The 24,507-nt window shown below is 67.6% G+C and carries 26 protein-coding genes; 25 read left to right on the top strand and 1 reads right to left on the bottom strand.

The window, feature by feature from the left end; all coding sequences use genetic code 11:
- Positions 1-9 precede the first annotated feature (9 nt).
- From AX690_RS09145 to trmB, 12 genes are all read left to right on the top strand, one after another.
- Positions 10-639 (top strand): DUF1131 family protein, encoded by a 630-nt coding sequence (locus AX690_RS09145; RefSeq protein WP_066682282.1) that lies wholly within the window; start codon positions 10-12, stop codon positions 637-639.
- 3 nt (positions 640-642) lie between these two features.
- Positions 643-1,278: a tRNA (adenosine(37)-N6)-threonylcarbamoyltransferase complex dimerization subunit type 1 TsaB gene (tsaB, locus tag AX690_RS09140; RefSeq protein ID WP_066682285.1), complete on the top strand. Its 636-nt coding sequence runs from the start codon at positions 643-645 to the stop codon at positions 1,276-1,278.
- Positions 1,279-1,283: 5 nt separating this feature from the next.
- Positions 1,284-1,736, top strand: coding sequence for a GNAT family N-acetyltransferase (locus AX690_RS09135; RefSeq protein WP_066682288.1), 453 nt, complete (start codon positions 1,284-1,286; stop codon positions 1,734-1,736).
- 44 nt (positions 1,737-1,780) lie between these two features.
- Positions 1,781-2,188 carry a Fur family transcriptional regulator gene (locus AX690_RS09130; protein WP_013077224.1) on the top strand — a complete coding sequence of 136 codons (408 nt, stop codon included), beginning with the start codon at positions 1,781-1,783 and terminating at the stop codon, positions 2,186-2,188.
- A 177-nt stretch (positions 2,189-2,365) separates the two neighbouring features.
- Positions 2,366-3,712: a tRNA (N6-isopentenyl adenosine(37)-C2)-methylthiotransferase MiaB gene (miaB, locus tag AX690_RS09125; protein WP_066682291.1), complete on the top strand. Its 1,347-nt coding sequence runs from the start codon at positions 2,366-2,368 to the stop codon at positions 3,710-3,712.
- Positions 3,709-4,653, top strand: a complete 945-nt coding sequence (locus AX690_RS09120; protein ID WP_066682293.1) for a PhoH family protein — start codon at positions 3,709-3,711, stop codon at positions 4,651-4,653. The genes miaB and AX690_RS09120 overlap by 4 nt, the downstream gene beginning before the upstream one ends.
- 31 nt (positions 4,654-4,684) lie before the next feature.
- A complete protein-coding gene (ybeY, locus tag AX690_RS09115; RefSeq protein WP_197426818.1) occupies positions 4,685-5,152 on the top strand; it encodes an rRNA maturation RNase YbeY in 468 nt (155 codons plus the stop codon).
- Positions 5,153-5,160: 8 nt separating this feature from the next.
- On the top strand, positions 5,161-6,081 hold the full coding sequence (locus AX690_RS09110; RefSeq protein ID WP_066682300.1) for a hemolysin family protein: 921 nt from the start codon (positions 5,161-5,163) through the stop codon (positions 6,079-6,081).
- Entirely contained in the window at positions 6,078-7,670 is a 1,593-nt protein-coding gene (lnt, locus tag AX690_RS09105) for an apolipoprotein N-acyltransferase (protein WP_066682303.1), read from the top strand. Before AX690_RS09110 ends, lnt begins: the two co-directional genes overlap by 4 nt.
- 34 nt (positions 7,671-7,704) lie before the next feature.
- A complete protein-coding gene (locus AX690_RS09100) occupies positions 7,705-8,124 on the top strand; it encodes a helix-turn-helix transcriptional regulator (RefSeq protein ID WP_066682308.1) in 420 nt (139 codons plus the stop codon).
- A 108-nt stretch (positions 8,125-8,232) separates the two neighbouring features.
- Positions 8,233-9,456 (top strand): methionine adenosyltransferase, encoded by a 1,224-nt coding sequence (gene metK, locus AX690_RS09095; RefSeq protein ID WP_066682317.1) that lies wholly within the window; start codon positions 8,233-8,235, stop codon positions 9,454-9,456.
- A 208-nt stretch (positions 9,457-9,664) separates the two neighbouring features.
- On the top strand, positions 9,665-10,345 hold the full coding sequence (trmB, locus tag AX690_RS09090) for a tRNA (guanosine(46)-N7)-methyltransferase TrmB (protein ID WP_066682319.1): 681 nt from the start codon (positions 9,665-9,667) through the stop codon (positions 10,343-10,345).
- 37 nt (positions 10,346-10,382) lie between these two features.
- Here the strand turns inward: trmB and ppa are convergent, their stop codons facing one another.
- Positions 10,383-10,916: an inorganic diphosphatase gene (gene ppa / locus AX690_RS09085; protein WP_066682321.1), complete on the bottom strand. Its 534-nt coding sequence runs from the start codon at positions 10,914-10,916 to the stop codon at positions 10,383-10,385.
- A 246-nt stretch (positions 10,917-11,162) separates the two neighbouring features.
- On the opposite strand from ppa, the gene rimP reads away from it, so the two are divergent.
- From rimP to pnp, 13 genes are all read left to right on the top strand, one after another.
- Entirely contained in the window at positions 11,163-11,738 is a 576-nt protein-coding gene (rimP, locus tag AX690_RS09080; RefSeq protein WP_066682324.1) for a ribosome maturation factor RimP, read from the top strand.
- Positions 11,739-11,740: 2 nt separating this feature from the next.
- A complete protein-coding gene (gene nusA, locus AX690_RS09075; RefSeq protein WP_066682326.1) occupies positions 11,741-13,393 on the top strand; it encodes a transcription termination factor NusA in 1,653 nt (550 codons plus the stop codon).
- A 69-nt stretch (positions 13,394-13,462) separates the two neighbouring features.
- A complete protein-coding gene (locus AX690_RS09070; protein ID WP_066682329.1) occupies positions 13,463-14,146 on the top strand; it encodes an RNA-binding protein in 684 nt (227 codons plus the stop codon).
- Positions 14,147-14,403: 257 nt separating this feature from the next.
- A complete protein-coding gene (gene infB, locus AX690_RS09065; RefSeq protein WP_197426816.1) occupies positions 14,404-17,439 on the top strand; it encodes a translation initiation factor IF-2 in 3,036 nt (1,011 codons plus the stop codon).
- Between the two features lie 124 nt (positions 17,440-17,563).
- On the top strand, positions 17,564-17,827 hold the full coding sequence (locus AX690_RS09060) for an AbrB/MazE/SpoVT family DNA-binding domain-containing protein (RefSeq protein WP_066682333.1): 264 nt from the start codon (positions 17,564-17,566) through the stop codon (positions 17,825-17,827).
- A complete protein-coding gene (locus tag AX690_RS09055; protein WP_066682342.1) occupies positions 17,824-18,237 on the top strand; it encodes a type II toxin-antitoxin system VapC family toxin in 414 nt (137 codons plus the stop codon). Before AX690_RS09060 ends, AX690_RS09055 begins: the two co-directional genes overlap by 4 nt.
- 45 nt (positions 18,238-18,282) lie before the next feature.
- Positions 18,283-18,798: a DUF2939 domain-containing protein gene (locus AX690_RS09050; protein WP_066682343.1), complete on the top strand. Its 516-nt coding sequence runs from the start codon at positions 18,283-18,285 to the stop codon at positions 18,796-18,798.
- Positions 18,795-19,361 carry a hypothetical protein gene (locus tag AX690_RS09045; RefSeq protein WP_066682345.1) on the top strand — a complete coding sequence of 189 codons (567 nt, stop codon included), beginning with the start codon at positions 18,795-18,797 and terminating at the stop codon, positions 19,359-19,361. Before AX690_RS09050 ends, AX690_RS09045 begins: the two co-directional genes overlap by 4 nt.
- Positions 19,362-19,418: 57 nt before the next feature.
- Complete coding sequence (locus AX690_RS09040) at positions 19,419-20,204, top strand: dienelactone hydrolase family protein (protein WP_066682347.1); 786 nt, start codon at positions 19,419-19,421, stop codon at positions 20,202-20,204.
- 240 nt (positions 20,205-20,444) lie between these two features.
- Positions 20,445-20,891, top strand: coding sequence for a 30S ribosome-binding factor RbfA (gene rbfA, locus AX690_RS09035; protein WP_066682350.1), 447 nt, complete (start codon positions 20,445-20,447; stop codon positions 20,889-20,891).
- Positions 20,892-20,893: 2 nt separating this feature from the next.
- Positions 20,894-21,826, top strand: coding sequence for a tRNA pseudouridine(55) synthase TruB (gene truB, locus AX690_RS09030; protein ID WP_066682353.1), 933 nt, complete (start codon positions 20,894-20,896; stop codon positions 21,824-21,826).
- A gap of 14 nt (positions 21,827-21,840) precedes the next feature.
- The gene (rpsO, locus tag AX690_RS09025) at positions 21,841-22,110 is read left to right on the top strand and encodes a 30S ribosomal protein S15 (RefSeq protein WP_013077242.1); all 270 of its coding nucleotides are present in this window, start codon (positions 21,841-21,843) and stop codon (positions 22,108-22,110) included.
- A 247-nt stretch (positions 22,111-22,357) separates the two neighbouring features.
- A complete protein-coding gene (gene pnp / locus AX690_RS09020) occupies positions 22,358-24,499 on the top strand; it encodes a polyribonucleotide nucleotidyltransferase (protein ID WP_066682355.1) in 2,142 nt (713 codons plus the stop codon).
- The last annotated feature ends 8 nt before the right edge of the window (positions 24,500-24,507 follow it).

Below are 24,507 nucleotides of genomic sequence, written 5' to 3'. Positions count from 1 at the left end.
AAGGGCGTCATGACCCTGCGCCTCACCTTCCTCGCCCTGCCGCTCGTGCTGCTGGCCGCCTGCGGCCCGGCCAAGAAGAGCGCGGACGATCCGAAACCCGAAGCCAAGGCGCCCGTGGCGGTCGCCGTCGCGCCCTATGCTGGCGGTCCTTTGACGGTGACCAAGGCCGGCGTCGGTCCGATCAGCGGCTCGACCGCCTTCGACCCGCCGACGCTGCAAGCGCTGTTCCCCAAGGCCAAGGTCGAGCAGGCCTTCCTGCATTTTGGCGAGGGCCCAGCCCAGCCGATCATCACGATTGAGCAGGACAACACCCCGCTGCTGGAGATCGGCAAGACCGACGAGGGCGCGATCGCCTATGTGGCGGCTTCGGGAGGCGATATCCGGGGCCCCAAGGGCGAACAACTGCTGGCCAAGTGGAGCGATCTTGGCTTCACGGTCGACCAATGCCGCGCGGGCCAGGGTCGCGAGATCAACCAGGTGATCTGCGTCCGCCCGGAAGCGGCGACGGTCTCTTACGTCTTCGGCGTGCCCGGCTGGACCGAGGGCGGCGTTCCGCCAGAGGCCGTGCTGAAGGCCAAGGGCCAGCTGAACGCCCTGGTCTGGCGTCCCGTCGAAGGCGCGGCGGTCGGCGCGGCCTAAGCCATGATCCTCTCGATCGACACCTGCCTCGGCGCCAGCTCGGTCGCCGTTCTCGACGGCGAGCGCGTGCTGGCCGCGCGCAGCGAACCCATGACCCGAGGCCATCAGGAGCGGATCGGGATCATCGCCCGCGAGGCGGCGACCGAGGCAGGCGTGGCTTTCACGGACCTCGACCGGATCGGCGTGACCGTGGGGCCCGGCTCGTTCACCGGCCTGCGCGTGGGCCTGGCCTTCGCCAAGGGCCTGGCGACGGCGCTTTCGATCCCGTGCGTGGGCGTCACCACGCTGGAGGCAATGGCCTTCGGCGTCGAAGGCTTCGTCGCGTCCGTGCTCGATGCGCGGATGGAGCAGGTCTACATCCAGGTCTTCGCCGGCGGCGTGGCCCTAATGGCGCCGGACGCCCTGAGCGTGGGCGAAGCCGCCGCGCGGCTGGGAGAGCTCTATTCCGGCGGCCCGGCGACGCTGGTCGGCTCGGGCGCGCCCCTGCTGGCCGACGTGCTGAGCGGCGCCAAGGTGCTCACCCCCGCCGCGCCGGATCCTGTCGCCATCGCCAGACTGGCGGCTTCGCGGCCCGCGCCCACCCATTCGCCCCGGCCGCTGTATCTTCGCGCCCCCTACGCCACCCTGCCGGCGGCCTAGACGTCATGAACCTGCGTCCTGTCGGGGCCGAGGCCTCGTTCGATCTCGCCGACCTGCACGACAAGGCCTTCGACCGGCCCTGGACGGCGCTGGAGTTCGAGGACCTGCTGAAATCGCCGGGCGTCTTCGCCATCCTGGGCGAGGCGGGCGAGCCGGCGGAGGCCAAGGGCTTTGTCCTATGCCGCTCGATCGCCGGCGAGGCCGAGATCCTGACCATCGCGGTAGATCCCGCCGCCCGTCGCCGGGGCTGGGGCGCGGCCTTGGTCGAGGTCGCGGCCGGCGTCGCGGCCGAGACCGGCGCCGAGGCCCTCTTCCTGGAGGTCGCGGTCGACAACACCGCCGCCATCGCCCTCTATCAGGCGACGCGTTTCGCCAAGGTGGGCTTGCGGAAAGGCTATTATCCCCATCCGGATGGCGCCAAGGACGCGGTGGTCATGCGGCGAGCGCTTAACACTTAAGGGCTGATTGCCTATCTTGCCGCGACTCAGACGGAGGCTCCGCCTTGGATCGACTCGAAAAGGCCTGCATCGAAAAGGGCATGCGCATGACGGACCAGCGCCGCGTGATCGCGCGCGTGCTGTCGTCGGCCGAGGATCATCCCGATGTCGAGGAGCTGCACCGCCGCGCCCACGCCATCGATCCGCACATCTCGATCGCCACGGTCTATCGCACCGTGCGCCTGTTCGAGGAGAGCGGCATCATCGAGCGCCACGACTTCCGTGACGGCCGTTCGCGCTACGAAGAGACCCCGACCCACCACCACGACCACCTGATCGACATGAAGACCGGCAAGGTCGTCGAGTTCGTGGACGAGGAGATCGAGGCTCTTCAGAACGCCATCGCCCGCAAGCTCGGCTACAAGCTGGTGGACCACCGGCTCGAGCTCTACGGGGTGCCGCTGGAGGAGTAGGGGGGCATAAATCCTCTCCCCCAAGGGAGAGGTGTCGGCGCAGCCGACGGAGAGGGAAGTTTCAGCCGAACGTCCGCTTCTCTTCCCCCTCCGATCGCTTCGCGATCACCTCCCCCTTCAGGGGGAGGATCCCGCCGCCCTTGCGGAACGGGCCTCTCGACCCCATAACCTCGCCGGATGAGCGAGACCCCGCAAAAGCGTCTTTTTATCAAGACCTACGGCTGTCAGATGAACGTCTATGACAGCGAGCGCATGGCCGATGTCCTGCGCCCGCTGGGCTATGGCGTCGTCGATGACCCCGAGGGCGCGGACCTGGTGGTGCTGAACACCTGCCACATCCGCGAGAAGGCCACCGAGAAGGTCTATTCCGAACTCGGCTACATCAAGCAGATGAAGGACCGGAAGGCCGAGGCCGGCGGTCGCATGACCATCGCCGTGGCCGGCTGCGTGGCCCAGGCCGAGGGCAAGGAGATCATGCATCGCCAGAAGGCGGTCGATCTGGTGGTGGGGCCCCAGGCCTATCACCAGCTGCCCGAGCTGATCGCCCGCGCCCACCGCGCGACCGGCGAGCGCCTGGCCGCCGACTTCGCCGCCGACGAGAAGTTCGACGCCCTGCCGACCGAGCGCCACGTGACGGGCGTGACCGCGTTCCTGACCGTGCAGGAAGGCTGCGACAAGTTCTGCACCTTCTGCGTGGTGCCCTATACGCGCGGCGGCGAATGGTCGCGGCCGGTCAACGACATCGTCGAGGAGGCCAAGCGCCTGGCCGATCAGGGCGTGCGCGAGGTCACCCTGCTGGGCCAGAACGTCAACGCCTATGACGGCGACGGCTCGACCCTGGCCAAGCTGGTCCGCCAGCTGGCCAAGATCGATGGCCTGGATCGCATCCGCTATACGACCAGCCACCCGCGCGACATGGGCGATGACTTGATCGAGGCCCACGGCGAGCTGCCGGAGCTGATGCCCTATCTGCACCTGCCGGTGCAGGCGGGCAGCGATCGAATACTCAAGGCCATGAATCGCGACCACACGGCCGAGAGCTATGTGAAGCTGATCGAGAAGATCCGCGCCGCGCGGCCCGACATCGCCATGAGCGGCGACTTCATCGTCGGCTTCCCCGGCGAGCGGGACGGCGATTTCGAGAAAACCCTGGATCTCGTCCGCGAGGTCGGCTTCGCCAGCGCCTTCTCGTTCAAATATTCGCGCCGCCCGGGCACCCCGGCCTCGGCCATGCCCGGCCAGGTCGAGGAGGACGTGAAGGCCGAGCGCCTGGAGCGCCTGAACCAGCTGCTGGACGACCAGCAACGCGCGTTCAACGCCGCGCAGGTCGGCAAGGTCCTGCCCGTGCTGTTCGAAAAGCCCGGCCGTCATCCCGGCCAGATCGTGGGCCGCAGCCCCTATCTGCAGGCCGTCCACTGCGAGGGCGGCGAACAACTCATCGGGAAGATCGTTCCCGTCCGTATCGAGAGCGCCGCCAAGATGAGCTTGGGCGGGGTTCTCGAGCCTGTCCTGGAGACCGCTTGAGCCGCACGCCTGAGTTCCTGCCGCTGTCGGATGACGCCGTTCACGCCGTCTCCGGTCCGTCCGGCCGCCACGCCGCCCTGATCGAGGACGCCTTCAAGGTGCTGATCGAGACGCCGGGCGGCGGCGTCACCATCACCGGCGACGCACGCGGCCGCACGGGCGCCAAGCGGGTGCTCGAGGCCCTGGCTCACCGCGCCGACGCGGGCGAGGAAGTGGTCGAGGCCGATGTCCGCATCGCGCTGGGCGCGGCGCATCAGGCCGGCGGCCAGGCCTCGTCCCGCGCGGTGCGCAAGGGCAATGTCTCGCCCAAGACCAAGGGCCAGGCGAAGTACCTGGAGGCCATGGCCAGCCATCCGCTGGTGTTTGGTCTCGGCCCCGCCGGCACGGGCAAGACCTTCCTGGCCGTGGCCCATGGCGCGGGCATGCTGCTGCGCGGCGAGGTCGATCGTTTGATCGTCACCCGCCCCGCGGTCGAGGCCGGCGAGAAGCTGGGCTTCCTGCCGGGCGACCTGAACGAGAAGGTCGACCCCTACATGGCGCCGGTCTGGGAGGCCCTGACCGACATCATGGGCGCCGACCAGCTGCGCCGGCGTCGCGAGAAGCTGGAGATCGAGGTCGCCCCGATCGCCTTCATGCGCGGTCGCACCCTGAGCCACGCCTTCGTCATCGTCGACGAAGCCCAGAATTGCTCGCGGCTGCAGATGAAGATGGTCCTGACGCGTCTGGGCGAAGGCGCGCGCATGGTGGTCACCGGCGACCCGACCCAGGTTGATTTGCTGAACCCGCGCGACTCGGGCCTGGCCCACGCCGTCTCGATCCTGGAAGGGGTCGAGGGGGTGGCGGTCTCGCGCTTCACCGCCGCGGACGTCGTGCGCCACCCGCTCGTGGAGCGGATCGTCAAGGCCTATGACGCGGACGCGGCCCAAAACACCCCGAGATGATACACCGCGCTAGATGACCATCACCGTAGATATCGAGATCGAGGACGAGGCCTGGACCAGGGCGGCCGAGGACGCCGAGGCCCTGGTCTGGCGCGCCGCCCAGGCCGTGCTGGACGCGCACGAGGACATCGAGGGGCAGGGGATCGTGATCCTGCTGACCGACGACGACAGCGTGCGGGCCCTGAACCGCGACTTCCGCCAGAAGGACTATGCGACCAACGTCCTGTCCTTCCCCTCGGCTCAAGACCCCATTGGCAATCCGGAAGGCCAGATCGGCGACATCGCCCTGGCCTATGGCGTCTGCGCCCGCGAGGCCCAGGAGCAGGGCAAGCCGCTGGCCCACCACCTGCAACATCTGGTGGCGCATGGCGTGCTACATCTCTTAGGATACGACCACGAGGGCGACGACGAGGCGGAAGCCATGGAGGCGCTCGAACGCGAGATCCTGGCGGGGCTGGACGTTCCTGACCCCTACGCCAGTGACGAAGAGGGACGCTGACCAGGGCCATGCCCAGCGACGAGCCTAGTCAACAGCCCGCCGCGCCGGCGCGAAGAAGCCGGGGCGTGCGGGCGTTCCTGAGACGTATGCGCAAGCGGCTGACCGTCGGCGGCGGCGAGTCTCCGCGTCCGCCCGAGCCGCACGCCCAGAGCGGCGAGGTCGACCTCGTCGACCAGGCCGAAGCCTTCCAGACCTTGCGGGTCGCCGATGTGATGACGCCCCGCGCCGACATCGTCGCCGTCGAGCTCTCGACGCCGTTTGAGGCCCTGGTCGCCCAGTTCGTCGAGGCCGGCCACTCGCGGATGCCGATCTATCGCGAGACGCTGGACGATCCCGTCGGCGTCATCCACGTCAAGGACGTCTTCCGGCTGATGGCCGAGGACGAGAAGCGCCCCAGCGGCGCCGACCTCGTGTTGAACAAGCTGCGCCGTGAGGCGTTGTACGTGCCCGCCTCGATGAAGGCCGCGGACCTCTTGCTGCGCATGCGCACCAGCCGGATCCACATGGCCCTGGTCATCGACGAGTTCGGCGGCACGGACGGCCTGGTGACGATGGAAGACCTGATCGAGGCGGTGGTCGGCGAGATCGACGACGAGCATGACGACGCCGCGGCCGCGTCGATCGTGGCCCGGCCGGGCGGGGTCTACGACGCCGACGCCCGCGCCCCGCTGGAAGAGCTCGAGGCCGCCCTCGGTCGCGAGCTGGCGCCCTCCGACATGGAAGAGGACATCGACACGGTCGCGGGCCTGGTCGTCGCCCTGGCGGGCCGGGTGCCGCAGCGAGGCGAGGTCATCGCCCATCCCGACGGCTATGAGTTCGAGGTCGTCGAGGCCGATCCGCGCCGGGTGCGTCGGGTCCGGGTGCGCGGCGGTCCCGCGCCTCAGACGGAGGAGGCCGAGACGGTTTCCGAAGGCCTCGGCGCTTCGTGACCGCCTGGAGCCGTTTTCGCCAGCGCGCCTGGAGCGGGCCGTTGCTGGCCTTGGTCGCTGGCCTCGCGGCCGCCTTGGCGCATCCGCCGTTCGGCCTATTGCCCGGCTTGCTGGGCTACGCGCTGCTGCTCTACCTGTTGGACGTCGTCGACGGGTCCAAGCCGTTGCGCTCGGCCTTCTGGCGCGGGTGGCTGGCGGGCGTGGGCTATTTCGGCCTCGGCACCTGGTGGATCGGCGAGGCCTTCCTCGTGGACGCCGCCAGCCAGGGCTGGATGGCGCCGTTCGCGATCGCCGCCATGGCGGCGGGCTTGGCGCTGTTCTGGGGACTGGCGGCGCTGCTCTATCGCCTTCTGCGTCCGGCGAGCGCCTGGCGGGTCCTGACCTTCGCCGGCGCGTTCGCGGCCCTGGAGTGGGCTCGCGGCCATGTCCTGACCGGCTTTCCGTGGAACCTGCCCGGCGAGACCTGGCGCGCGGGCTCGGCCCCCTCTCAAGCCGCCGCTCTGGTCGGCGCCTACGGCCTGACCTGGATCACCCTGGCGATCGTCGCCGCCCCGGCGGTCTGGCGCGAGCAACGCGGCGGCCGCATCGCCCTGGCGTCGGCGGCGGCCGGCCTGGCCGGCCTCTACGGGTATGGCTCCATGGCCCTGCACAAGCCGTTGCGCCAGGAGTCGCCGGTTTCGGTCCGGATCGTCCAGGCCGACATCCAGCAGGACGCCAAGTGGGACGCCGCCCGCTTCGCCCAGATCGTCCAGGCCTATGTCTCGCTGACGGCGCAGCCCTATGCGGGCAAGCCGGCCGATCTGGTGATCTGGCCCGAGGGCGCGCTGCCGGCCGCGGTCAATGACTATCTGGCGCCGGGGACCTGGGTGCGCCAGGCGATCCTCGACAGCGTCCGCCCCGGCCAGACGCTGCTGATCGGCGGCTATCGCTACGAAGGGCCGATCGACAAGCAGGTCTACTACAACAGCCTGATCGCCCTGCGCCGGACCGACAGCGACCTGGAGGTCGTCGGGGTCTACGACAAGCACCGGCTGGTGCCGTTCGGCGAATACTTGCCCGCCGAGGCGTTTCTTACCCAAATTGGGTTCAAGAGCCTGGCCCATCTCGGGGACGGGTTCGCCACCGGCCCGCGTCCCGCTCCGCTGTGGGTCTTGCCCGGCCTGCTGACGCAGCCCCTGATCTGCTACGAAAGCCTGTTTCCGGGATTGTCCAGGCAAAACAACGACGTCCGGGTACTGATCAACATCTCGAACGACGCTTGGTTCGGCGTCACGTCTGGGCCGCTTCAGCACCTTAATCTGGCGAGTTATCGCGCGATCGAGCGGGCGACACCCATACTCAGGGCCACACCGACAGGTGTTAGCGCTGTCATACGTGCAAATGGTCAAGTTGCCGACGGCGCACGCCTCGGGCTAGGACAACGCGGAGTCATCGATGCGCAAATACCAGGCCGAGGCCAGGTCACGCCCTTCGATGACTTCGGGGATTTCCCCTTTTGCGTGCTTCTGTTGATATCTATGGTTGCGTCAGCTCGCCTGCGAGCAGGTAAATCCTTGTGGACTATTGCGCCATCGAAAGACTCGGGCTGAATTAAAACCGCAATTTCAGCTATCAAGCGTGGGTATGAGCGATTTGTCGGGCGCCGAACGCCATCCCAATCCGGTCGATCTGCACGTGGGTGCGCGCATTCGAATGCGCCGCAAGATCCTTGGCGTGAGCCAGGAGCGTCTCGCCGAGGACCTTGGCCTCACCTTCCAGCAGATCCAGAAGTACGAGCGCGGCGCGAACCGGGTCAGCGCCAGCAAGCTCTATGAGATCGCCAAAAGCCTGCAGGCGCCGGTCGCCTATTTCTTCGAGGGCCTGGAAGCGACGACCGACGGCGTGTCCGAAGGCGGCGAGCCGTTCGTTCACGACTTCCTGATGACCTCGGAAGGGCTCGAGCTGGCGACCCAGTTTCCACGGATCACCCGGTCCAGGGTTCGTCGCCGCATTCTCGAACTGGTCCGGTCGATGGCCGAAGAGGAGGCGAGCGAAGACGATTGATCGTCAGGTTCGCTTGCCCGCATAAACATATCTTTATATGGTTTCGGTCTAACTGAACGCCGAATGGCGCGCGTGTAGCCGCGCGCCTCCCATGGCCGGAGCTGTCTCTTGACCCGTTCGTCCTACATCTTCACCAGCGAGAGCGTTTCCGAAGGCCACCCCGACAAGGTCGCTGATCGCATCAGCGACACCGTCGTCGACGCCTTCCTGAGCGCGGATCCCGAGGCTCGCGTCGCGTGCGAGACCCTGGTGACCACCAATCGCATCGTGCTGGCGGGCGAGGTTCGCGCCGGCAAGCCGGGCGGCGACAAGAAGGCCAACAAGCAGCTGACCAAGGACATCCTCGGCTCGCTGGAGCCGAAGGTCCGCGCCGCCATCAAGGACATCGGCTACGAGCAGAAGGGCTTCCACTGGCAGAAGGCGAAGTACGCCAACTACCTGCACGGCCAGTCGGCGCACATCGCCCAGGGCGTGGACGCCACCGACAAGAAGGACGAGGGCGCCGGCGACCAGGGCATCATGTTCGGCTACGCCAGCACCGAGACCCCGGAGCTGATGCCGGCCACCCTGCAGTACAGCCACAACATCCTCAAGCGCCTGGCCGAGCTGCGCCACTCGGGCGAGCTCCATGAGCTGGAGCCTGACGCCAAGAGCCAGGTGACCCTGGAGTACGACGGCAACGGCCGCCCGCAGCGCGTCGTCTCGATCGTCGTGTCGCACCAGCACAAGAAGAAGATCGACGGCAAGGCCGCGACCTCCAAGCGCGTGCTGGACCTGGTCAAGCCGCACATCCTGCCGATCTTCCCGGACGGCCTGATCACCAAGAAGACCCAGTGGCTGGTCAATCCGACCGGCCGCTTCGAGATCGGCGGCCCGGACGGCGACGCCGGCCTGACCGGCCGCAAGATCATCGTCGACACCTACGGCGGCGCGGCTCCGCACGGCGGCGGCGCCTTCTCGGGCAAGGACCCGACCAAGGTCGACCGTTCGGCCGCCTATGCCTGCCGCTACCTGGCCAAGAACGTCGTGGCCGCGGGCCTGGCGGACCGCTGCACGATCCAGATCGCCTACGCGATCGGCGTGGCCCAGCCGGTCTCGTTCCACGTCGACCTGCATGGCACGGGCAAGGTGGACCCGGCGGTGCTGGAAAAGACCCTGCCGCAGCTGATCGGCGGCGCGACGCCCCGCGCCATCCGCGAGCACCTGCAGCTGAACCGTCCGATCTACGCCCGCACCGCGGCTTACGGTCACTTCGGCCGCACGCCGGACAACGAGGGCGGTTTCTCGTGGGAGAAGACCGATCTCGTCAGTGAGCTGAAGGGCCTGGCGTAAGCGCTAGACCGTTTCGCCACCTAAATTGCCTTCCTAGGCCTTGTGCCTAGGACCCATCATTCCGCCGGCGTAGCGCTCGACAGAGATCCGCAACGCCGGCGGTTTGTTTTCTGGGTCTCCACCTCTCGCCCGGCCATGGGTCCTAGGCACAAGGCCTAGGAAGGCAATGATTTTGAGTTTTTGAACGCAGCCTCTAAGACCCCCGCCCATGACCCATCCGCAACAACCCCACGGGCCGCTGCGCTCGTTCGGCCGTCTGAAGTCGCGCCCGGTGAAGCCGCGTCAGCAGGCGCTGCTGGACACGCTGCTGCCGCGCATCGCGGTCCCGCAGGGCCCATTCCAGCCTCTGGACCTGATGCCGCAGGCCAAGGCCGTCTGGCTTGAGATCGGTTTTGGCGGGGGCGAGCACATGGCCGCCCAGGCCGGCCGCCATCCCGAGACGCTGGTCATCGGCGCCGAGCCGTTCGTCAACGGCGTCGCCAGCGCCGTGCGCCACGTCGAGGAGCAGGCGCTGGAGAATGTCCGCATCCACGAGGGCGATGCGCGCGATGTCGTCGACTGGCTGCCCGACGCGTGCCTGGACCGCGTCTTCATCATGTTCCCCGACCCCTGGCACAAGGCCCGGCACAACAAGCGCCGGCTGATCCAGCCGGCGTTCGTCGCCAAGCTGGCGCGGGTGATGAAGCCGGGCGCGGCCCTGCGCTTCGCCACCGACTGGGCCGACTACGCCGAATGGACGACCGAGCGGGTTCTGGCCGATCCCAGCTTCCGCTTCGCCGACGAGACGGCGGACCGCAACGCGATCCCGGCCGACCACGTCACCACGCGCTACGAGGAGAAGAAGCTGGGCGACTGCGCGCCGGTGTTCCTCGACTTCGTCAGGGCCTAAGGAAAAGGGCCGGCGTTTCCGCCGGCCCTTCTCAAATTCAGTAGCTCTCGTTGTAGCGCTTGATCGCCGCGCGGATGATGTCCGCGGTTTCCTCGATGTCGGCCCAGCCGGTGATCTTGGTCGACTTGCCCTTTTCCAAGTCCTTGTAGTGCTGGAAGAAGTGGGCGATCTGCTCGGTCAGGATGGTCGGCAGGTCGCGCCAGCTGGAGACGCCCGTGTAGAACGGGTGCAGCTTGTCGACCGGGACGGCCAGGATCTTCTCGTCCGAACCGGCTTCGTCGACCATCATCAGCGTGCCGATGGGGCGGCAGCGGATGATCGCGCCGGGCACAACCGGGGTCGGGCCCACGACCATGATGTCGGCGGGATCGCCGTCGTCGGCCAGGGTGTGCGGGATGAAGCCGTAGTTGGCCGGGTAGAACATGGCCGTGTGCAGGAAGCGGTCGACCATCAGGGCGCCGCTTTCCTTGTCGATCTCGTACTTCACCGGCTCGCCGCCCTGCGGGATCTCGATGATGGCGTTCAGATCGTAAGGCGGATTGGCCCCGGTCGGGATCTTGGAGAGGTCCATCGTGACTCTTTGCTTGTGTTGGTCCGCGGGGAGGCGGCCTGCGCGGACGGGCTTATAGGCCCAAATTGCTGCGGCGCGGAAGGGGCGAGCGTCGTCGGAGTCGACAAGCCACCCCAATTCGCCTATAAACCATCCCACATCGTCCGTTAGCGCTAGATGGCGCTTTCGAGCGGCGGCCCAAAAGGCTGCCGCTTTTTGTTTGGCCGAAGGGGCGCGCTCCTTCCGGCCCATCGAGTTGAGAAGAACGTGCGCGGTAAGACGCAGGAAGACCGAGAGCTGATCGAGATGCTCGATCCCGTCGCCGAGAGCCTCGGCTACGAGATCGTCCGGCTGCGCCTGATGGGCGGCGCCGAGCAGCGCCGTCTGCAAATCATGGCCGAACACCCTCTGCTGGAAGACGGCACGGGCGGCGACATGAATGTCGAGGACTGCGCCCGCCTCTCGCGTGCGATTTCCGAGGTGATGGACGCGGCCGATCCGATCGCCGGCGAATATACGCTGGAGGTCTCCAGCCCTGGCGTCGACCGCCCCCTGACCCGCCTGAAGGACTTCGAGGACTATGCGGGCCTGGAAGCCCGCATCGAGCTCGACCGCGTGGCCGAGGGCCGCAAGCGCTTCAAGGGCGAGCTGGCCGGGATCGAGGATGACCAGGTCGGCCTTAATATCGAGGGCGAGGATGACGTGACCGTCTACTTCCCCTTCGCCTGGATCATCGACGCCAAGCTCGTCATGACCGACACCCTGATGAAGCGGGGCGCCGAACAGCGCGCCGCTCGTTTGAAATCCGACAACGACGACCTGTCCGAAAGTGAAGAGGACTGACCATGGCCATCGGCATCGCCGCCAACCGGCTTGAACTCCTGCAGATCGCCGACGCGGTCGCCCGGGAAAAGGGCATCGAGAAGGAAGTCGTCATCGAGGCCATCGAGGACGCTCTGCAGAAGGCCGCCCGCGCCCGCTACGGCGCCGAGCACGACATCCGCGTCAAGATCGACCCGCGCACGGGCGAGACGACCCAGAAGCGCGTGATCGAGGTCGTGGCCGACGACGCCGAGCTCGAAGGCGAGATTGGCAAGATGCAGCTTTCGATCGCCAAGCGCGCCTGGCGCGACGCCGAGATCGGCAAGGTCTACGAGGAGGTCCTGCCGCCGTTCGAGATCGGCCGCGTCCAGACCCAGATGGCCCGCCAGGTCGTCATGCATAAGGTTCGCGAGGCCGAGCGCGAGCGTCAGTACGACGAGTACAAGGATCGCGTCGGCGAGATCGTCAACGGCAGCGTCAAGCGCGTCGAATACGGCAACGTCATCGTCGACCTGGGCCGCGGCGAAGGCATCATGCGCCGCGACCAGTCGATCCCGCGCGAGAACTTCAACGTCGGCGACCGCATCCGCGCCTACATCTACGACGTCCGTCGCGAGACCAAGGGCCCGCAGATCATGCTGAGCCGCGCGCACGGCGGCTTCATGGCCAAGCTGTTCGCCCAGGAAGTGCCGGAAGTCTATGACGGCGTCATCGAGATCCGCGCCGTGGCCCGCGACCCTGGCTCGCGCGCCAAGATGGCCGTCATCTCGAACGACTCGAGCATCGACCCCGTCGGCGCCTGCGTCGGCATGCGCGGCTCGCGCGTGCAGGCGGTCGTGGCCGAGCTGCAGGGCGAGAAGATCGACATCATCCAGTGGTCGGAAGACGAAGCCACCTTCATCGTCAACGCCCTGGCTCCTGCGGAAGTCTCCAAGGTCGTCATGGACGAGGAAGACGAGCGCGTCGAAGTCGTGGTGCCGGACGAGCAGCTGTCGCTGGCCATCGGCCGTCGCGGCCAGAACGTCCGCCTGGCCTCGCAGCTGACCGGATGGCAGATCGACATCATGACCGAAAGCCAGGAGAGCGAGCGCCGTCAGCGCGAGTTCACCGAGCGCACGGCCCTGTTCCAGGAAGCCCTGGACGTCGACGAGGTCATCGCCCAGCTGCTGGTCACCGAAGGCTTCGCCGCGGTGGAAGACGTCGCCTATGTCGAGCCGCACGAGATCGCCGCGATCGAGGGCTTCGACGAGGAGACCGCCGAGGAGCTGCAGGCGCGCGCCCGCGAATACCTCGAGAAGGAAGCCGCCGAGCTGGACGCCAAGCGCAAGGCCCTGGGCGTCCAGGACGAGGTCCTGGCCATCGAGGGCGTGACCCTGGCCATGGCCGTCGCCCTGGGCGAAGGCGACGTGAAGACGGTCGAGGATCTCGCCGGCCTGGTGCCCGACGACATGCGCGGCTGGTTCGAGACCAAGAACGGCGAGCGCGTGCGCGAGCCGGGCATCCTCGAAAGCTTCAACCTGTCGCCGGAAGACGCCGAAGCCCTGATCATGCGCGCTCGCGTCGCCATGGGCTGGGTCGAGGCCCCGCCGGAGCCGGAATACGAAGAAGCCGAAGGCGAGTTCGAGAGCGAGGGTGAAGCCGTCGCCGAGGAAGCCGTCTCGGAAGAAGAGGCCTAAGGCCCTTTCGATGTTTGAAACGACGGCCTCGTGGAGCGATCCGCGAGGCCGTTCGCTGTTCCAGGAACCATGACGGACCCAGCGCCCAAGACCCACGCCGAAGCCAGCCGCCAGCGCAAGGACATCGTCCTGGGCGAGGCGACCGACGAGGCGCGCCTGATCCGCTTCGTCGCGGGGCCGGACGGGGCGGTGGTCCCGGACCTGGCCCGCAAGCTGCCGGGCCGGGGGATCTGGGTCGGCGCCGACCGCGACTCCGTCGCGACCGCCGCCAAGAAGGGTCTGTTCTCGCGCGCGGCCAAGGCCAAGCTGACCGCCGCGCCGGATCTCGCCGATCAGGTCGAGGCCTTGCTGGCCCGTCGCGTTCTGGACGGCCTGGGCCTTGCGCGGAAGGCCGGCGGCATTATCTCGGGATACGAGAAGGTGGTCGCCGCCCTGGCTACGGGCAAGGTCGCCTGGCTGATCGAGGCGTCGGACGGCGCCGAGGACGGTCGCCGCAAGATTCTAGCCGCCGCTCGAAAGGCCGCTACAGCACCCCGTTTGCTGGGCGCGTTCAATTCAGACGAATTGGGTTTGGCCTTGGGTGGGGAGAATGTGATACACACCGCTCTCCTTGCCGGGCGCGGCATCGATCGCTGGACACAGGATGTCGAGCGTTTGTCAGGCTTCCGCCCGCTTTCGCCGCCCGAATGGTCGGTGAACGGACGCGGGGAAAGCGAGAGATCTTCCGCCTTCGGCGATCAAGAAGACCTCTAGGCAAAAGGGCGAGCCTGTTCGCCTTGATCGGCGCGCCGATCAAGTCAGGCTCTAGAGCTTTTGCATCTCACCGGAGCCCTCCGGTGGAATGGAAAAGCTCTAGAATCTTTGAAGTCGGGCGCGGCTATTCGGGTCGCGCTCGTGAGTGAAGGGTCGGGAAACGCGCCTCCTCTTTGGGGGTACGTCCAGGCCCCTTTCTCACATGGAAACATCGGTTTTTTAGCCAGGTACCGCCTGGCGGAAGTACAAGCGAGCGCATGAGCGACGAGAACGAAAACGGCCGACCCGGCGGACGAGCCCCGATCACGCTGAAGCCCCGTCAGGGCTCGGTGAGCGCCGGGGTCGTGAAGCAAAGCTTCAGCCACGGCCGGACCAAGACGGTGGTGGTGGAAACCAAGCGGACGCGGCCTCACGCGCCCGCGGGCGGCAATCTCGCCGCGCCGTCTTCGGCGGAACGTCGTCATACGACCGACGCGCCAGCGCCCCGTTCGGCTCCGTCGCAAGGCGGTGGCGGTTCGACCGGCGGCCTGTCGCAGGAAGAGCTGCGCGCTCGTCAGCGCGCGATCGAGAGCGCCCAGGCCCGCGCCGCCGAGCAGGCGGCCGCCGAAGCCCGCGCCCGTCAGGCTCAGGAAGCCGCCCAACGCGAAGCCGCCGCCAAGGCCGCCGCCGAGCGCGCGGCCCAGGAAGCGGCCCGCGCGGCTTCAGCGCCGGCGCCCGCGCCGGCTCAGCCCGCCGCGCCGCCTCCGGTCGCTCAGGCCCCTGTGGCTCCGGCCCCCGCGGCTCCGGCGCCCCAGGCTCCGGTCAGCGCCGCTCCGGCCGCGCCGCGCGCCGAGGCGCCGCGTCAGGACGCCCCGCGTCCGGCTCAAGGCCAGACCCGCACCTACGAGCCCAGCCGCGACCGCCGCGACGATCGTCCGACCACGACGACCTATCGTCCGGCCCCGCAAGGCGACCGCCCGTTCAACCAGCGCGCTCCGCGTCCCGACGCCGGCGCCAACTTCGGTCAGCGCGCCCCGCGTCCGGAAGGCGACCGCCCGCGCGGTCCGCGTCCCGACGGTGATCGCCCGCAAGGCGATCGCGGCGGCTATCGCGGCGACCGTCCGCAAGGCGATCGTCCGCAAGGCGACCGCCCGCAGCAGACCGTCCGCTACTCGGCCCTCGCGCCGCGTCCGGCGCCGGGCGCTCGCGGTCCCGGCGGCCCGCCGCGCGGTCCGCGCCCTGGCGTTCCGGCCTCGGCTCCGGCCACCCCGGAAATCCAACGCGCCACGCGCTCGGCCCCGCGTCCCGGCGGCAGCGTCATGGATCGCCGTCCGGACGAGGACGACGATCGTCGCAAGAGCGCCGCGCCGAACAAGGCCGTGTCACGCGTCAAGGGCGCTCCGCAGCGCCGCGAAGGCCGCCTGACCATCCAGGCCGTCGCCGGCGACGGGGATTCCGCCGACCGCATGCGTTCGCTCGCCTCGGTCCGCCGGGCCCGGGAGCGCGAAAAGGAAAAGCGTCGCGGCGGCGTGACCGAACAGGCCCGCGTTTCCCGCGAGGTCGTGATCCCGGACGTCATCACCGTGCAGGAGCTGTCCAACCGGATGGCCGTGCGCGGCGTCGACATCATCAAGTTCCTGATGCGTCAGGGCGTGATGCTGAAGATCAACGACGTGATCGACAACGACACCGCCGAACTGGTGGCCACCGAGTTCGGCCACACCGTCAAGCGCGTGTCGGAGGCCGACGTCGAGGAAGGCTTCATCGGCGCGGACGATCACGACGATCACATGGAGGCGCGTCCTCCGGTCGTCACGATCATGGGCCACGTCGACCACGGCAAGACCAGCCTGCTCGACGCCCTGCGCTCCACCGACGTGGCGGCGGGCGAAGCCGGCGGCATCACCCAGCACATCGGCGCCTATCAGGTTCGCCTGAAGGACGGTCAGCGCGTGACGTTCCTCGACACGCCCGGCCACGCCGCCTTCTCGCAAATGCGCGCTCGCGGCGCCAACATCACCGACATCGTCGTGCTGGTGGTGGCCGGCGACGACGGCGTGATGCCCCAGACGATCGAGGCGATCAAACACGCCAAGGCCGCCGAGGTGCCGATCATCGTCGCCGTCAACAAGATGGACAAGCCCGGCGCCGACGCCACCCGCGTCGTCAACGAGCTGCTCCAGCACGAGATCGTCGTCGAAAGCCTGGGTGGCGACACCCAGCTGATCGAGGTCTCGGCCAAGGCCCGCACGGGTCTGGACGATCTGCTGGAAGCCATCCTGCTGCAGGCCGAAGTGCTCGACCTCAAGGCCAACCCCGACCGCAGCGCCGACGGCGTCGTGATCGAGGCCAAGCTGGACAAGGGCCGCGGCGCGGTCTCGACCGTGCTGGTCAACCGCGGCACGCTGAAGCGCGGCGACATCGTCGTGGCCGGCAGCCAGTGGGGCAAGGTCCGCGCGCTGCTCAACGAGCGCAACGAACAGCTCCAGGAAGCGGGTCCCGCCACCCCGGTCGAGATCCTCGGCCTGGACGGCGTGCCCTCGCCGGGCGACGCGTTCGCCGTGGTCGAGAACGAGGCCCGCGCCCGCGAGCTGACCGAGTACCGCATCCGCCTGAAGCGCGAGAAGTCGCTGGCCCCGGTGGGCGCCGGCGCTTCCATGGCCGACATGATGGCCAAGCTGCAGGACAAGAAGCTGAAAGAGCTGCCGCTGGTCATCAAGGCCGACGTGCAGGGTTCGGCCGAGGCGATCATCGGTTCGCTGGACAAGATGGCCACCGACGAGGTCCGCGCGCGGATCATCCTGTCGGGCGCCGGCGCGATCAGCGAAAGCGACGTCATGCTGGCCAAGGGCGCCGGCGCGCCGATCATCGGCTTCAACGTCCGGGCCTCGGCCCAGGCGCGAGCCCTGGCCGAGCGCGAAGGGGTCGAGATCCGCTACTACGCGATCATCTACGACCTGCTGGACGACATCAAAGGCGTGCTCTCGGGCATGCTGGCCCCGATCCAGCGCGAAACCTTCCTTGGCAACGCCGAAGTCCTGCAGGCCTTCGATATCAGCAAGGTCGGCAAGGTCGCCGGCTGTAAGGTCACCGAAGGCGTGGTCCGCAAGGGCGCCAAGGTCCGGATCATCCGTCAGGACATCGTGGTCCTGGAACTGGGCACCCTGCAGACGCTCAAGCGCTTCAAGGACGAGGTCAACGAAGTCCCCGTCGGCCAGGAATGCGGCATGATGTTCGCCGGCTTCCAGGACATCAAGGTCGGCGACGTGATCGAGTGCTTCACCGTCGAGGAGATCAAGCGCCAGCTCGACTAAGGGCTGAACGCAAGATCGGAAATGCCGAGGGGCGCGGATCGCAAGGTCCGCGCCCTTTGTCTTGGCCCCAGGTGGACCTTGCCGGTGGAATATGCCAGCATATCTCCTGATAACGGAGGCCGTTGTGACCAGCATCACTGTCGGAACCTGGGGCAAGAGCCTGGCCGTTCGCGTGCCGCAGGAGATCGCCCGCGCCACCGGTCTCGTCGAGGGCGAGCAGGTCGACATCGAAATTCATGACGGCGATATCGTGCTCCGTCGATCAAGCGCTCAGGCCGATGCTCGTCATCGGGCGCAAGCGGCTTTGGAGCGGATGGTCGAGCTATCGAACGCCGTGTCGCTTGAAGGCTTGTCCATTCGTGACCTCATCGATGAAGGCCGTCGTTGAAGGTCGTTCTAGACGCCTCGCTGGCCATCGCCGCGTTTACGCGGGAGGAGCGCACCGAGGCGGCGCAGGCGGTCATGCGGGAGATCGCGCTTCACGGAGCCATGGCTCCGTCTCTCTGGCGGCTTGAGGTCGCGAACGTTTTGCGCACGCTCGTCATCCGAGGCCGCGCCTCGGGTGAATTCGCCGACGAGGTGCTTCGGACATTGAGCGCCTTCCCCATCGCGATCGATCCGGAGACGGATCAACGCGCCTGGAGCGAGACTCTCGCTCTTTCGAGGGACTTGGGCCTTACATCATATGGCGCCGCCTATCTGGAACTGGCCATTCGGCGCGAGGCTAAGCTGGCGACGCTGGACAAACCCCTGGCCGCCGCCGCTCTTCGGTGCGGTGTGGAAGTCTGGCCTGACTGACGCCCAGACTGGAAATCGCCCCAATCCGGCGCTACGCCTTTCACCATGCGTATCAAGGCTCTCCTCGCTCTGACCGCCGTCGCCGCCTCGCTGACCGCCTGCGCCACGGCCGATCGCTATGACGCCGCCGGCGACGTCCACGACCTGCTGGTGGCGATCCGCGACAACGACCGCGCGCGGTTCGACGCCCATGTCGATCGCCGGGCCCTGAAGGGCCAGATCGAGGCGCGATTGATGGACGAGGCGCGCCGGCGCGGTGGGTCCAGCGACGCCCTCGCGGCCCTGACCGCCCTGGCGGCGGGACCGATCGCCGACGTGGCGGGCGAGGCCCTGATCCGGCCCGAGACGTTCCACGCGGCCGCGACCTATTACGGCTACACGCCCGACCGTCCGATCCCAGGCCGGGTCGCGATCGCCAGCACGCTTCGGCCCATGGGCGACGGCCGCGTCTGCGCGGCGAAGAAGGACGGCCCCTGCCTGCTGACCTTCACGCGCGAGGGCGCGACCTGGCGCCTGACGAGCTTCGATCCGCAGGCGGCGAACCTGCACCTGCGGCGATGATCAAGCTGGGCTGGGCGGCCGCCGCCGCCGTTGCGATCCTGTCGGCTTCAGTCGCACGCGCCGAGACGCGGATGTTCTCCTACGATCCGATCTCGCCGGACGCCAAGCGGCTGACCGGCGCGGGGGTGACCATCCTGTTCAATCAAGGCCTTCTGGGCGGCGGCAAGCCGATCAAGGTGTTGGCCACCGGCGTCCCGGCCGAGGCGCGGCTGAAGGACGGCCGTCAAAAGGACTTGGGTCCCGGCGGCCTGTCGGCCATGGACGGCGTCGACACCGACGTCATGCTCTACGAGGTCGACGCCAGCGCCGCCCAGGGCAAGATCTATGTCCGTGCGTTTTGTCCGGGCTCCACGCGGCTCTGGCTGTCGTTCAGCACCATCGTCGTGCGCCGCGACCTGCGCATCCAGGCGTTCGGCGATGATCCCAAAGCGGCCGGCAAGGCGCGTCTCTGCGGCACGCTGGACTTTTCCTACCGAGGCGAGTGGCGCCTGCCAAAGGGGCGCGCGCCAAACCCGATGGAAGACTGGACCGACAATCCCCAGCATCCCGACACGTCGAACTGATCTGGCCGTCCCGACCTTTCCAGTCTAGCCTTTGATCAGGGCAGGGAGGGCGACAGGATGCCGAACGATCCGCTTGCGGGGTTCGAGCGCTTCGACTTCGACGACGGTCGCTGGACGCGCGAGGTCTATCGCATTGGCGCGGGGCCCGCCGTGATCGTCATCCACGAGGTTCCCGGCCTGCATCCCGGCGTGCTGGCCTTCGCGCGGGACCTGGCCGACGCCGGTATGACCGCCTTCTGCCCCAGCCTGTTCGGCAAGCCGGGCAAGACCGTGACCCAAGGCTATGCGGTCGGCGAGATCCTCAAGAACATGTGCGTGCGCCGCGAGTTCAGCGTCTGGAAGGGCGGTCGGTCCAGTCCGATCGTCGACTGGCTGCGGGCCCTGGCGCGCGAGGTCCACGCCGAGTGCGGCGGCGAGGGCGTTGGGGCCGTGGGCATGTGCTTCACCGGCGGCTTCGCCCTGGCGATGATGACCGAGCCCGTGGTCGTGGCGCCGGTGATGTCCCAGCCGTCGTTGCCTTTCGCCGATAGAGGAGGTCTCGACTGCTCCGCGAGCGAGCTGGCCTGCGCCAAGCGGCGGTTCGTCGAAGAGGATCTGTCGCTGCTCGCCCTGCGCTTCAAGTCCGACAAGCTGGTTCCCGGCGCCCGTATCGCGCGCCTGAAGGCCGAGTTCGGCGACAAGGTCGAGGTGATCGAGCTGGAGGATCACGACGCCGCGCCGGGCGTGCCGATGGCCCCGCATTCAGTCCTGACCCTGCACCTGCACCGCTCGGTTCCCGACTGCGGGACGATGAAGGCGCGGGATCGTGTGATCGCGTTCTTCCGGGAGAGAACGGGAGCTTAATCCCCTCTCCCCTTGCGGGAGAGGGTGGCTCGCGAAGCGAGACGGGTGAGGGGTTGAAAGGCTTGTCCGACGAGCCTGCGCGACCCCTCATCCGGCCCTTCGGGCCACCTTCTCCCGCAGAGGGGAGAAGGATACCGTACTGGACTTCTCCCATTTCCAGGCCTAGACACCGCGCCTTCCGATTTTCCCCCGCGCACCGGCGTTCGATCCGCCGGCCGGGCCGCAAGGACATACCGCGCCATGAAGCGCCACACCGACACCAAGAAGGGCGCCGCCTCTGGCCCCTCGCAACGCCAGCTCCGCGCCGGCGAACTGATCCGCCACGCCCTGGTCGAGATCCTCCGCGAGGAGGAACTGCAGGACGAGGCTTTGCACAACATCTCGGTCACCGTCTCCGAAGTGCGGATGAGCCCGGACCTCAAGCACGCCGTCTGCTTCGTCGAGCCGCTGGGCGCGGGCCTCACGGGCGAGGACACGACCGAGGTGATCAAGGGCCTGAACCGGGTCGCGAAGTTCCTGCGCGGCCGCCTGGGGCGGAACATCGACATGAAGTTCACGCCGGACCTGAAGTTCATCCACGACGAAAGCTTCGGGACCGCCGCCTATATGGACAAGCTGTTCCTGGACCCGAAGGTCCAGCAAGACACGCGTCGCCTTTCGGACGTCCTCGACGAAGACGAGGACTAAGCATGGCCCGCCGCAAGAAGGGCGAGGCCGTCTCGGGCTGGATCTGCCTGGACAAGCCCTACGACCTGACCTCGACCACGGCCGTCTCCAGGGTCCGTCGCGCGTTCAACGCCCAGAAGGGCGGCCACGCCGGCACGCTGGACCCGCTGGCGACCGGCATCCTGCCGATCGCGCTCGGCGAGGCGACCAAGACGGTCCCGTTCCTGATGGACGCCGACAAGGCTTACCGGTTCACCATCGCCTGGGGCCGCGACACGACCACGCTCGACCGCGAGGGCGAGACCACGGCCAGCTCCGACGTTCGTCCGACGCGCGAGCAGGTCGAGGCGGCGTTGCCGGCCTTCATCGGCGAGGTCGATCAGGTCCCGCCGAACTTCTCGGCCATCAAGGTCGACGGCGAACGCGCCTATGACCTGGCCCGCGACGGGGTGGAATTCGAGCTGCCGACCCGCAAGGTGACGATCTTCGACCTCAAGGTCGTGGACCAGCCGGACGCCGATCACATCACGCTGGAGATGGAATGCGGCAAGGGCACCTATGTCCGCGCCGTGGTCCGCGACCTGGCCAAGGCGCTCGGCGCATGCGGTCACGTCGCCGATCTGCGCCGCACCCGCGTGGGGGGCTTCTCGGAGGCCGGGGCGATATCGCTGGAAACTCTCGAGAATTTGAGCTATGAGGCCCGGCTGTCGGAGGCATTGCTTCCGGTCGAGACCGCGCTGGACGACATCCCGGCGTTGGCCGTGACCGATGAAGACGCCTTCCGGCTTGCACAGGGACGCGCCATCGTCCTGCTCCCACGGCAAGTGGAAACGCTGAAAGCCGAGCTTCCGCCCGGCGATCGCACCGTTTCCGCCATGTCCGGCGACAGGTTGGTGGCCCTGTGCGAGATGCGCGCCGGGCGGCTCAATCCGGTGCGGGTCTTCCAACTCACCTGAGCGGAGACTTACCGATGTCGATCACTATCGAGCGCAAGGCCGCTCTCATCGCCGAACACGCCCGCGGCGCGGGTGACACCGGCAGCGCTGAAGTCCAGGTCGCGATCCTCTCGGAACGCATCTCGAACCTGACCGAGCACTTCAAGACGCACAAGAAGGACAACCACAGCCGTCGTGGCCTGCTGAAGCTGGTTTCCCAGCGTCGCCGGCTTCTCGACCACCTGAAGAAGTCCGACGCCGGTCGCTATCAGTCCCTGATCGAAAAGCTGGGTCTGCGTCGCTAAGGCATCCAGGTCCGCCGCCCCGCGAAAGCAGGGCGGCGGATCGCGTATTTGGGGCCTGGCGGCCGAGACAGGCCGTACGCCAGGTTCCGTGGGACGCCCGCTCCAACCGGGCTGTTCTTTGTCCGAGGGTTCACGTCCTCAAACCCGCCTGTCACACTGGATGAGGATCATCGGGCCGGCTTCCGTTAGCCGTCCGCCCCTGTCCGCCCCCGACGGGAATCCGCCCGCGGGAACCGAAAGAAGAAAAATGTTCGATATCAAGCGCAAGACGATCGAGTGGGGCGGCAAGACGCTGGTCCTCGAGACCGGTCGCATCGCCCGTCAAGCCGACGGCGCCGTCCTGGCCACCATGGGCGAAACCGTCGTCCTGGCCACCGCCGTGTTCGCCAAGACCCAGAAGCCGGGCCAAGACTTCTTCCCGCTGACGGTCAACTATCAGGAAAAGACCTTCGCGGCCGGCAAGATCCCCGGCGGCTACTTCAAGCGCGAAGGCCGTCCGTCGGAAAAGGAGACCCTGGTCTCCCGCCTGATCGACCGTCCGATCCGCCCGCTGTTCGTCAAGGGCTTCAAGAACGAAGTCCAGGTCGTCGTGACCGTGCTGCAGCACGACCTCGAGAACGATCCCGACGTCCTGGCCATGGTCGGCGCCTCGGCCGCCCTGTGCCTGTCGGGCGCCCCGTTCATGGGCCCGATCGGCGCGGCCCGCGTCGGCTGGATCAATGACCAGTACGTGCTGAACCCGACGCTCGACGAGCTGAAGGACAGCAAGATGGACCTCGTCGTGGCCGGTACGTCCGACGCCGTGATGATGGTTGAAAGCGAAATCCAGGAGCTCTCGGAAGAGATCGTGCTGGGCGGCGTCAACTTCGCCCACAAGGAAATGCAGCCGGTGATCGACGCGATCATCGAGCTGGCCGAGCACGCCGCCAAGGAGCCCTTCGCGTTCGAGCCGGAAGACACCGACGCGATCAAGGCCAAGATGAAGGACCTGGTGGGCGCGGACATCGCCGCCGCCTACAAGATCCAGAAGAAGCAGGACCGCTACGAAGCGGTCGGCGCGGCCAAGAAGAAGGCGGTCGAGGCCCTGGGCCTGTCGGAAGCCAACCCCACCGGCTACGACCCGCAAAAGCTGGCGGGCGTCTTCAAGGAACTGGAAGCCGACGTCGTGCGTCGCGGCATCCTCGACACCGGCCTGCGCATCGACGGCCGTGACGTGAAGACCGTGCGTCCGATCCTGGGCGAAGTCGGCATCCTGCCGCGCACCCACGGTTCGGCCCTGTTCACCCGCGGCGAGACCCAGGCTATCGTCGTGGCGACCCTGGGCACCGGCGACGACGAGCAGTTCATCGACGCCCTGGAAGGCACCTACAAGGAATCCTTCCTGCTGCACTACAACTTCCCGCCCTACTCGGTCGGCGAGACGGGCCGCATGGGCTCGCCGGGCCGTCGCGAGATCGGTCACGGCAAGCTGGCCTGGCGCGCCGTGCGTCCGGTGCTGCCGACCAAGGAAGAGTTCCCCTACACGATCCGCCTGGTCTCCGAGATCACCGAGTCGAACGGCTCGTCCTCGATGGCCACGGTCTGCGGTTCGTCGCTGGCCATGATGGACGCCGGCGTGCCGCTGAAGCGTCCGGTCTCGGGCATCGCCATGGGCCTGATCCTGGAAAAGGACGGCTTCGCGGTCCTGTCGGACATCCTGGGCGACGAGGATCACCTCGGCGACATGGACTTCAAGGTGGCCGGCACCAGCGAAGGCATCACCTCGCTGCAGATGGACATCAAGATCGCCGGCATCACGCCCGAGATCATGAAGCAGGCCCTGGCTCAGGCCAAGGAAGGCCGCGCGCACATCCTCGGCGAGATGAACAAGGCCATGGACGCGCCGCGTGAAGACGTCGGCGACTTCGCCCCGAAGATCGAGACCATCACCATCCCGACCGACAAGATCCGTGAAGTGATCGGTTCGGGCGGCAAGGTGATCCGCGAGATCGTCGCCACCACCGGCGCCAAGGTCGACATCAACGACGAAGGCACCGTGAAGGTCTCGGCCTCGGACGGCGCCAAGATCAAGGCCGCGATCGACTGGATCAAGTCGATCACGGACGAGGCGGAAGTCGGCAAGATCTATGACGGCAAGGTCGTGAAGGTCGTCGACTTCGGCGCCTTCGTGAACTTCTTCGGCGCCAAGGACGGCCTCGTCCACGTCAGCCAGATCAGCAACGAACGCGTCGCCAAGCCGTCGGACGTGCTGAAGGAAGGCCAGATGGTCAAGGTGAAGCTCCTGGGCTTCGACGACCGCGGCAAGACCAAGCTGTCGATGAAGGTCGTCGACCAGGAAACCGGCGAAGACCTGTCGAAGAAGGAAGCCCCGGCCGCTGAAGAGGCGTAAGCCTTCAG

The sequence above is a fragment of the Caulobacter sp. CCH9-E1 genome (genome assembly GCF_001556515.1).
Taxonomy (GTDB): Bacteria; Pseudomonadota; Alphaproteobacteria; order Caulobacterales; family Caulobacteraceae; genus Caulobacter.
Note: the sequence above shows the minus strand (reverse complement) of the source record. Positions and strands in the feature narration are given on the sequence as shown.

Bases quoted from the DNA above. Each gene is read 5' to 3' on its own strand.
- AX690_RS09145 (WP_066682282.1), top strand. From the start codon at position 10: ATGACCCTGCGCCTCACCTTCCTCGCCCTGCCGCTCGTGCTGCTGGCC.
- tsaB (WP_066682285.1), top strand. From the start codon at position 643: ATGATCCTCTCGATCGACACCTGCCTCGGCGCCAGCTCGGTCGCCGTT.
- AX690_RS09135 (WP_066682288.1), top strand. From the start codon at position 1,284: ATGAACCTGCGTCCTGTCGGGGCCGAGGCCTCGTTCGATCTCGCCGAC.
- miaB (WP_066682291.1), top strand. From the start codon at position 2,366: ATGAGCGAGACCCCGCAAAAGCGTCTTTTTATCAAGACCTACGGCTGT.
- AX690_RS09110 (WP_066682300.1), top strand. From the start codon at position 5,161: ATGCCCAGCGACGAGCCTAGTCAACAGCCCGCCGCGCCGGCGCGAAGA.
- AX690_RS09100 (WP_066682308.1), top strand. From the start codon at position 7,705: ATGAGCGATTTGTCGGGCGCCGAACGCCATCCCAATCCGGTCGATCTG.
- trmB (WP_066682319.1), top strand. From the start codon at position 9,665: ATGACCCATCCGCAACAACCCCACGGGCCGCTGCGCTCGTTCGGCCGT.
- ppa (WP_066682321.1), bottom strand. From the start codon at position 10,916: ATGGACCTCTCCAAGATCCCGACCGGGGCCAATCCGCCTTACGATCTG.
- nusA (WP_066682326.1), top strand. From the start codon at position 11,741: ATGGCCATCGGCATCGCCGCCAACCGGCTTGAACTCCTGCAGATCGCC.
- AX690_RS09070 (WP_066682329.1), top strand. From the start codon at position 13,463: ATGACGGACCCAGCGCCCAAGACCCACGCCGAAGCCAGCCGCCAGCGC.
- infB (WP_197426816.1), top strand. From the start codon at position 14,404: ATGAGCGACGAGAACGAAAACGGCCGACCCGGCGGACGAGCCCCGATC.
- AX690_RS09050 (WP_066682343.1), top strand. From the start codon at position 18,283: ATGCGTATCAAGGCTCTCCTCGCTCTGACCGCCGTCGCCGCCTCGCTG.
- AX690_RS09045 (WP_066682345.1), top strand. From the start codon at position 18,795: ATGATCAAGCTGGGCTGGGCGGCCGCCGCCGCCGTTGCGATCCTGTCG.
- AX690_RS09040 (WP_066682347.1), top strand. From the start codon at position 19,419: ATGCCGAACGATCCGCTTGCGGGGTTCGAGCGCTTCGACTTCGACGAC.
- rbfA (WP_066682350.1), top strand. From the start codon at position 20,445: ATGAAGCGCCACACCGACACCAAGAAGGGCGCCGCCTCTGGCCCCTCG.
- truB (WP_066682353.1), top strand. From the start codon at position 20,894: ATGGCCCGCCGCAAGAAGGGCGAGGCCGTCTCGGGCTGGATCTGCCTG.
- rpsO (WP_013077242.1), top strand. From the start codon at position 21,841: ATGTCGATCACTATCGAGCGCAAGGCCGCTCTCATCGCCGAACACGCC.
- pnp (WP_066682355.1), top strand. From the start codon at position 22,358: ATGTTCGATATCAAGCGCAAGACGATCGAGTGGGGCGGCAAGACGCTG.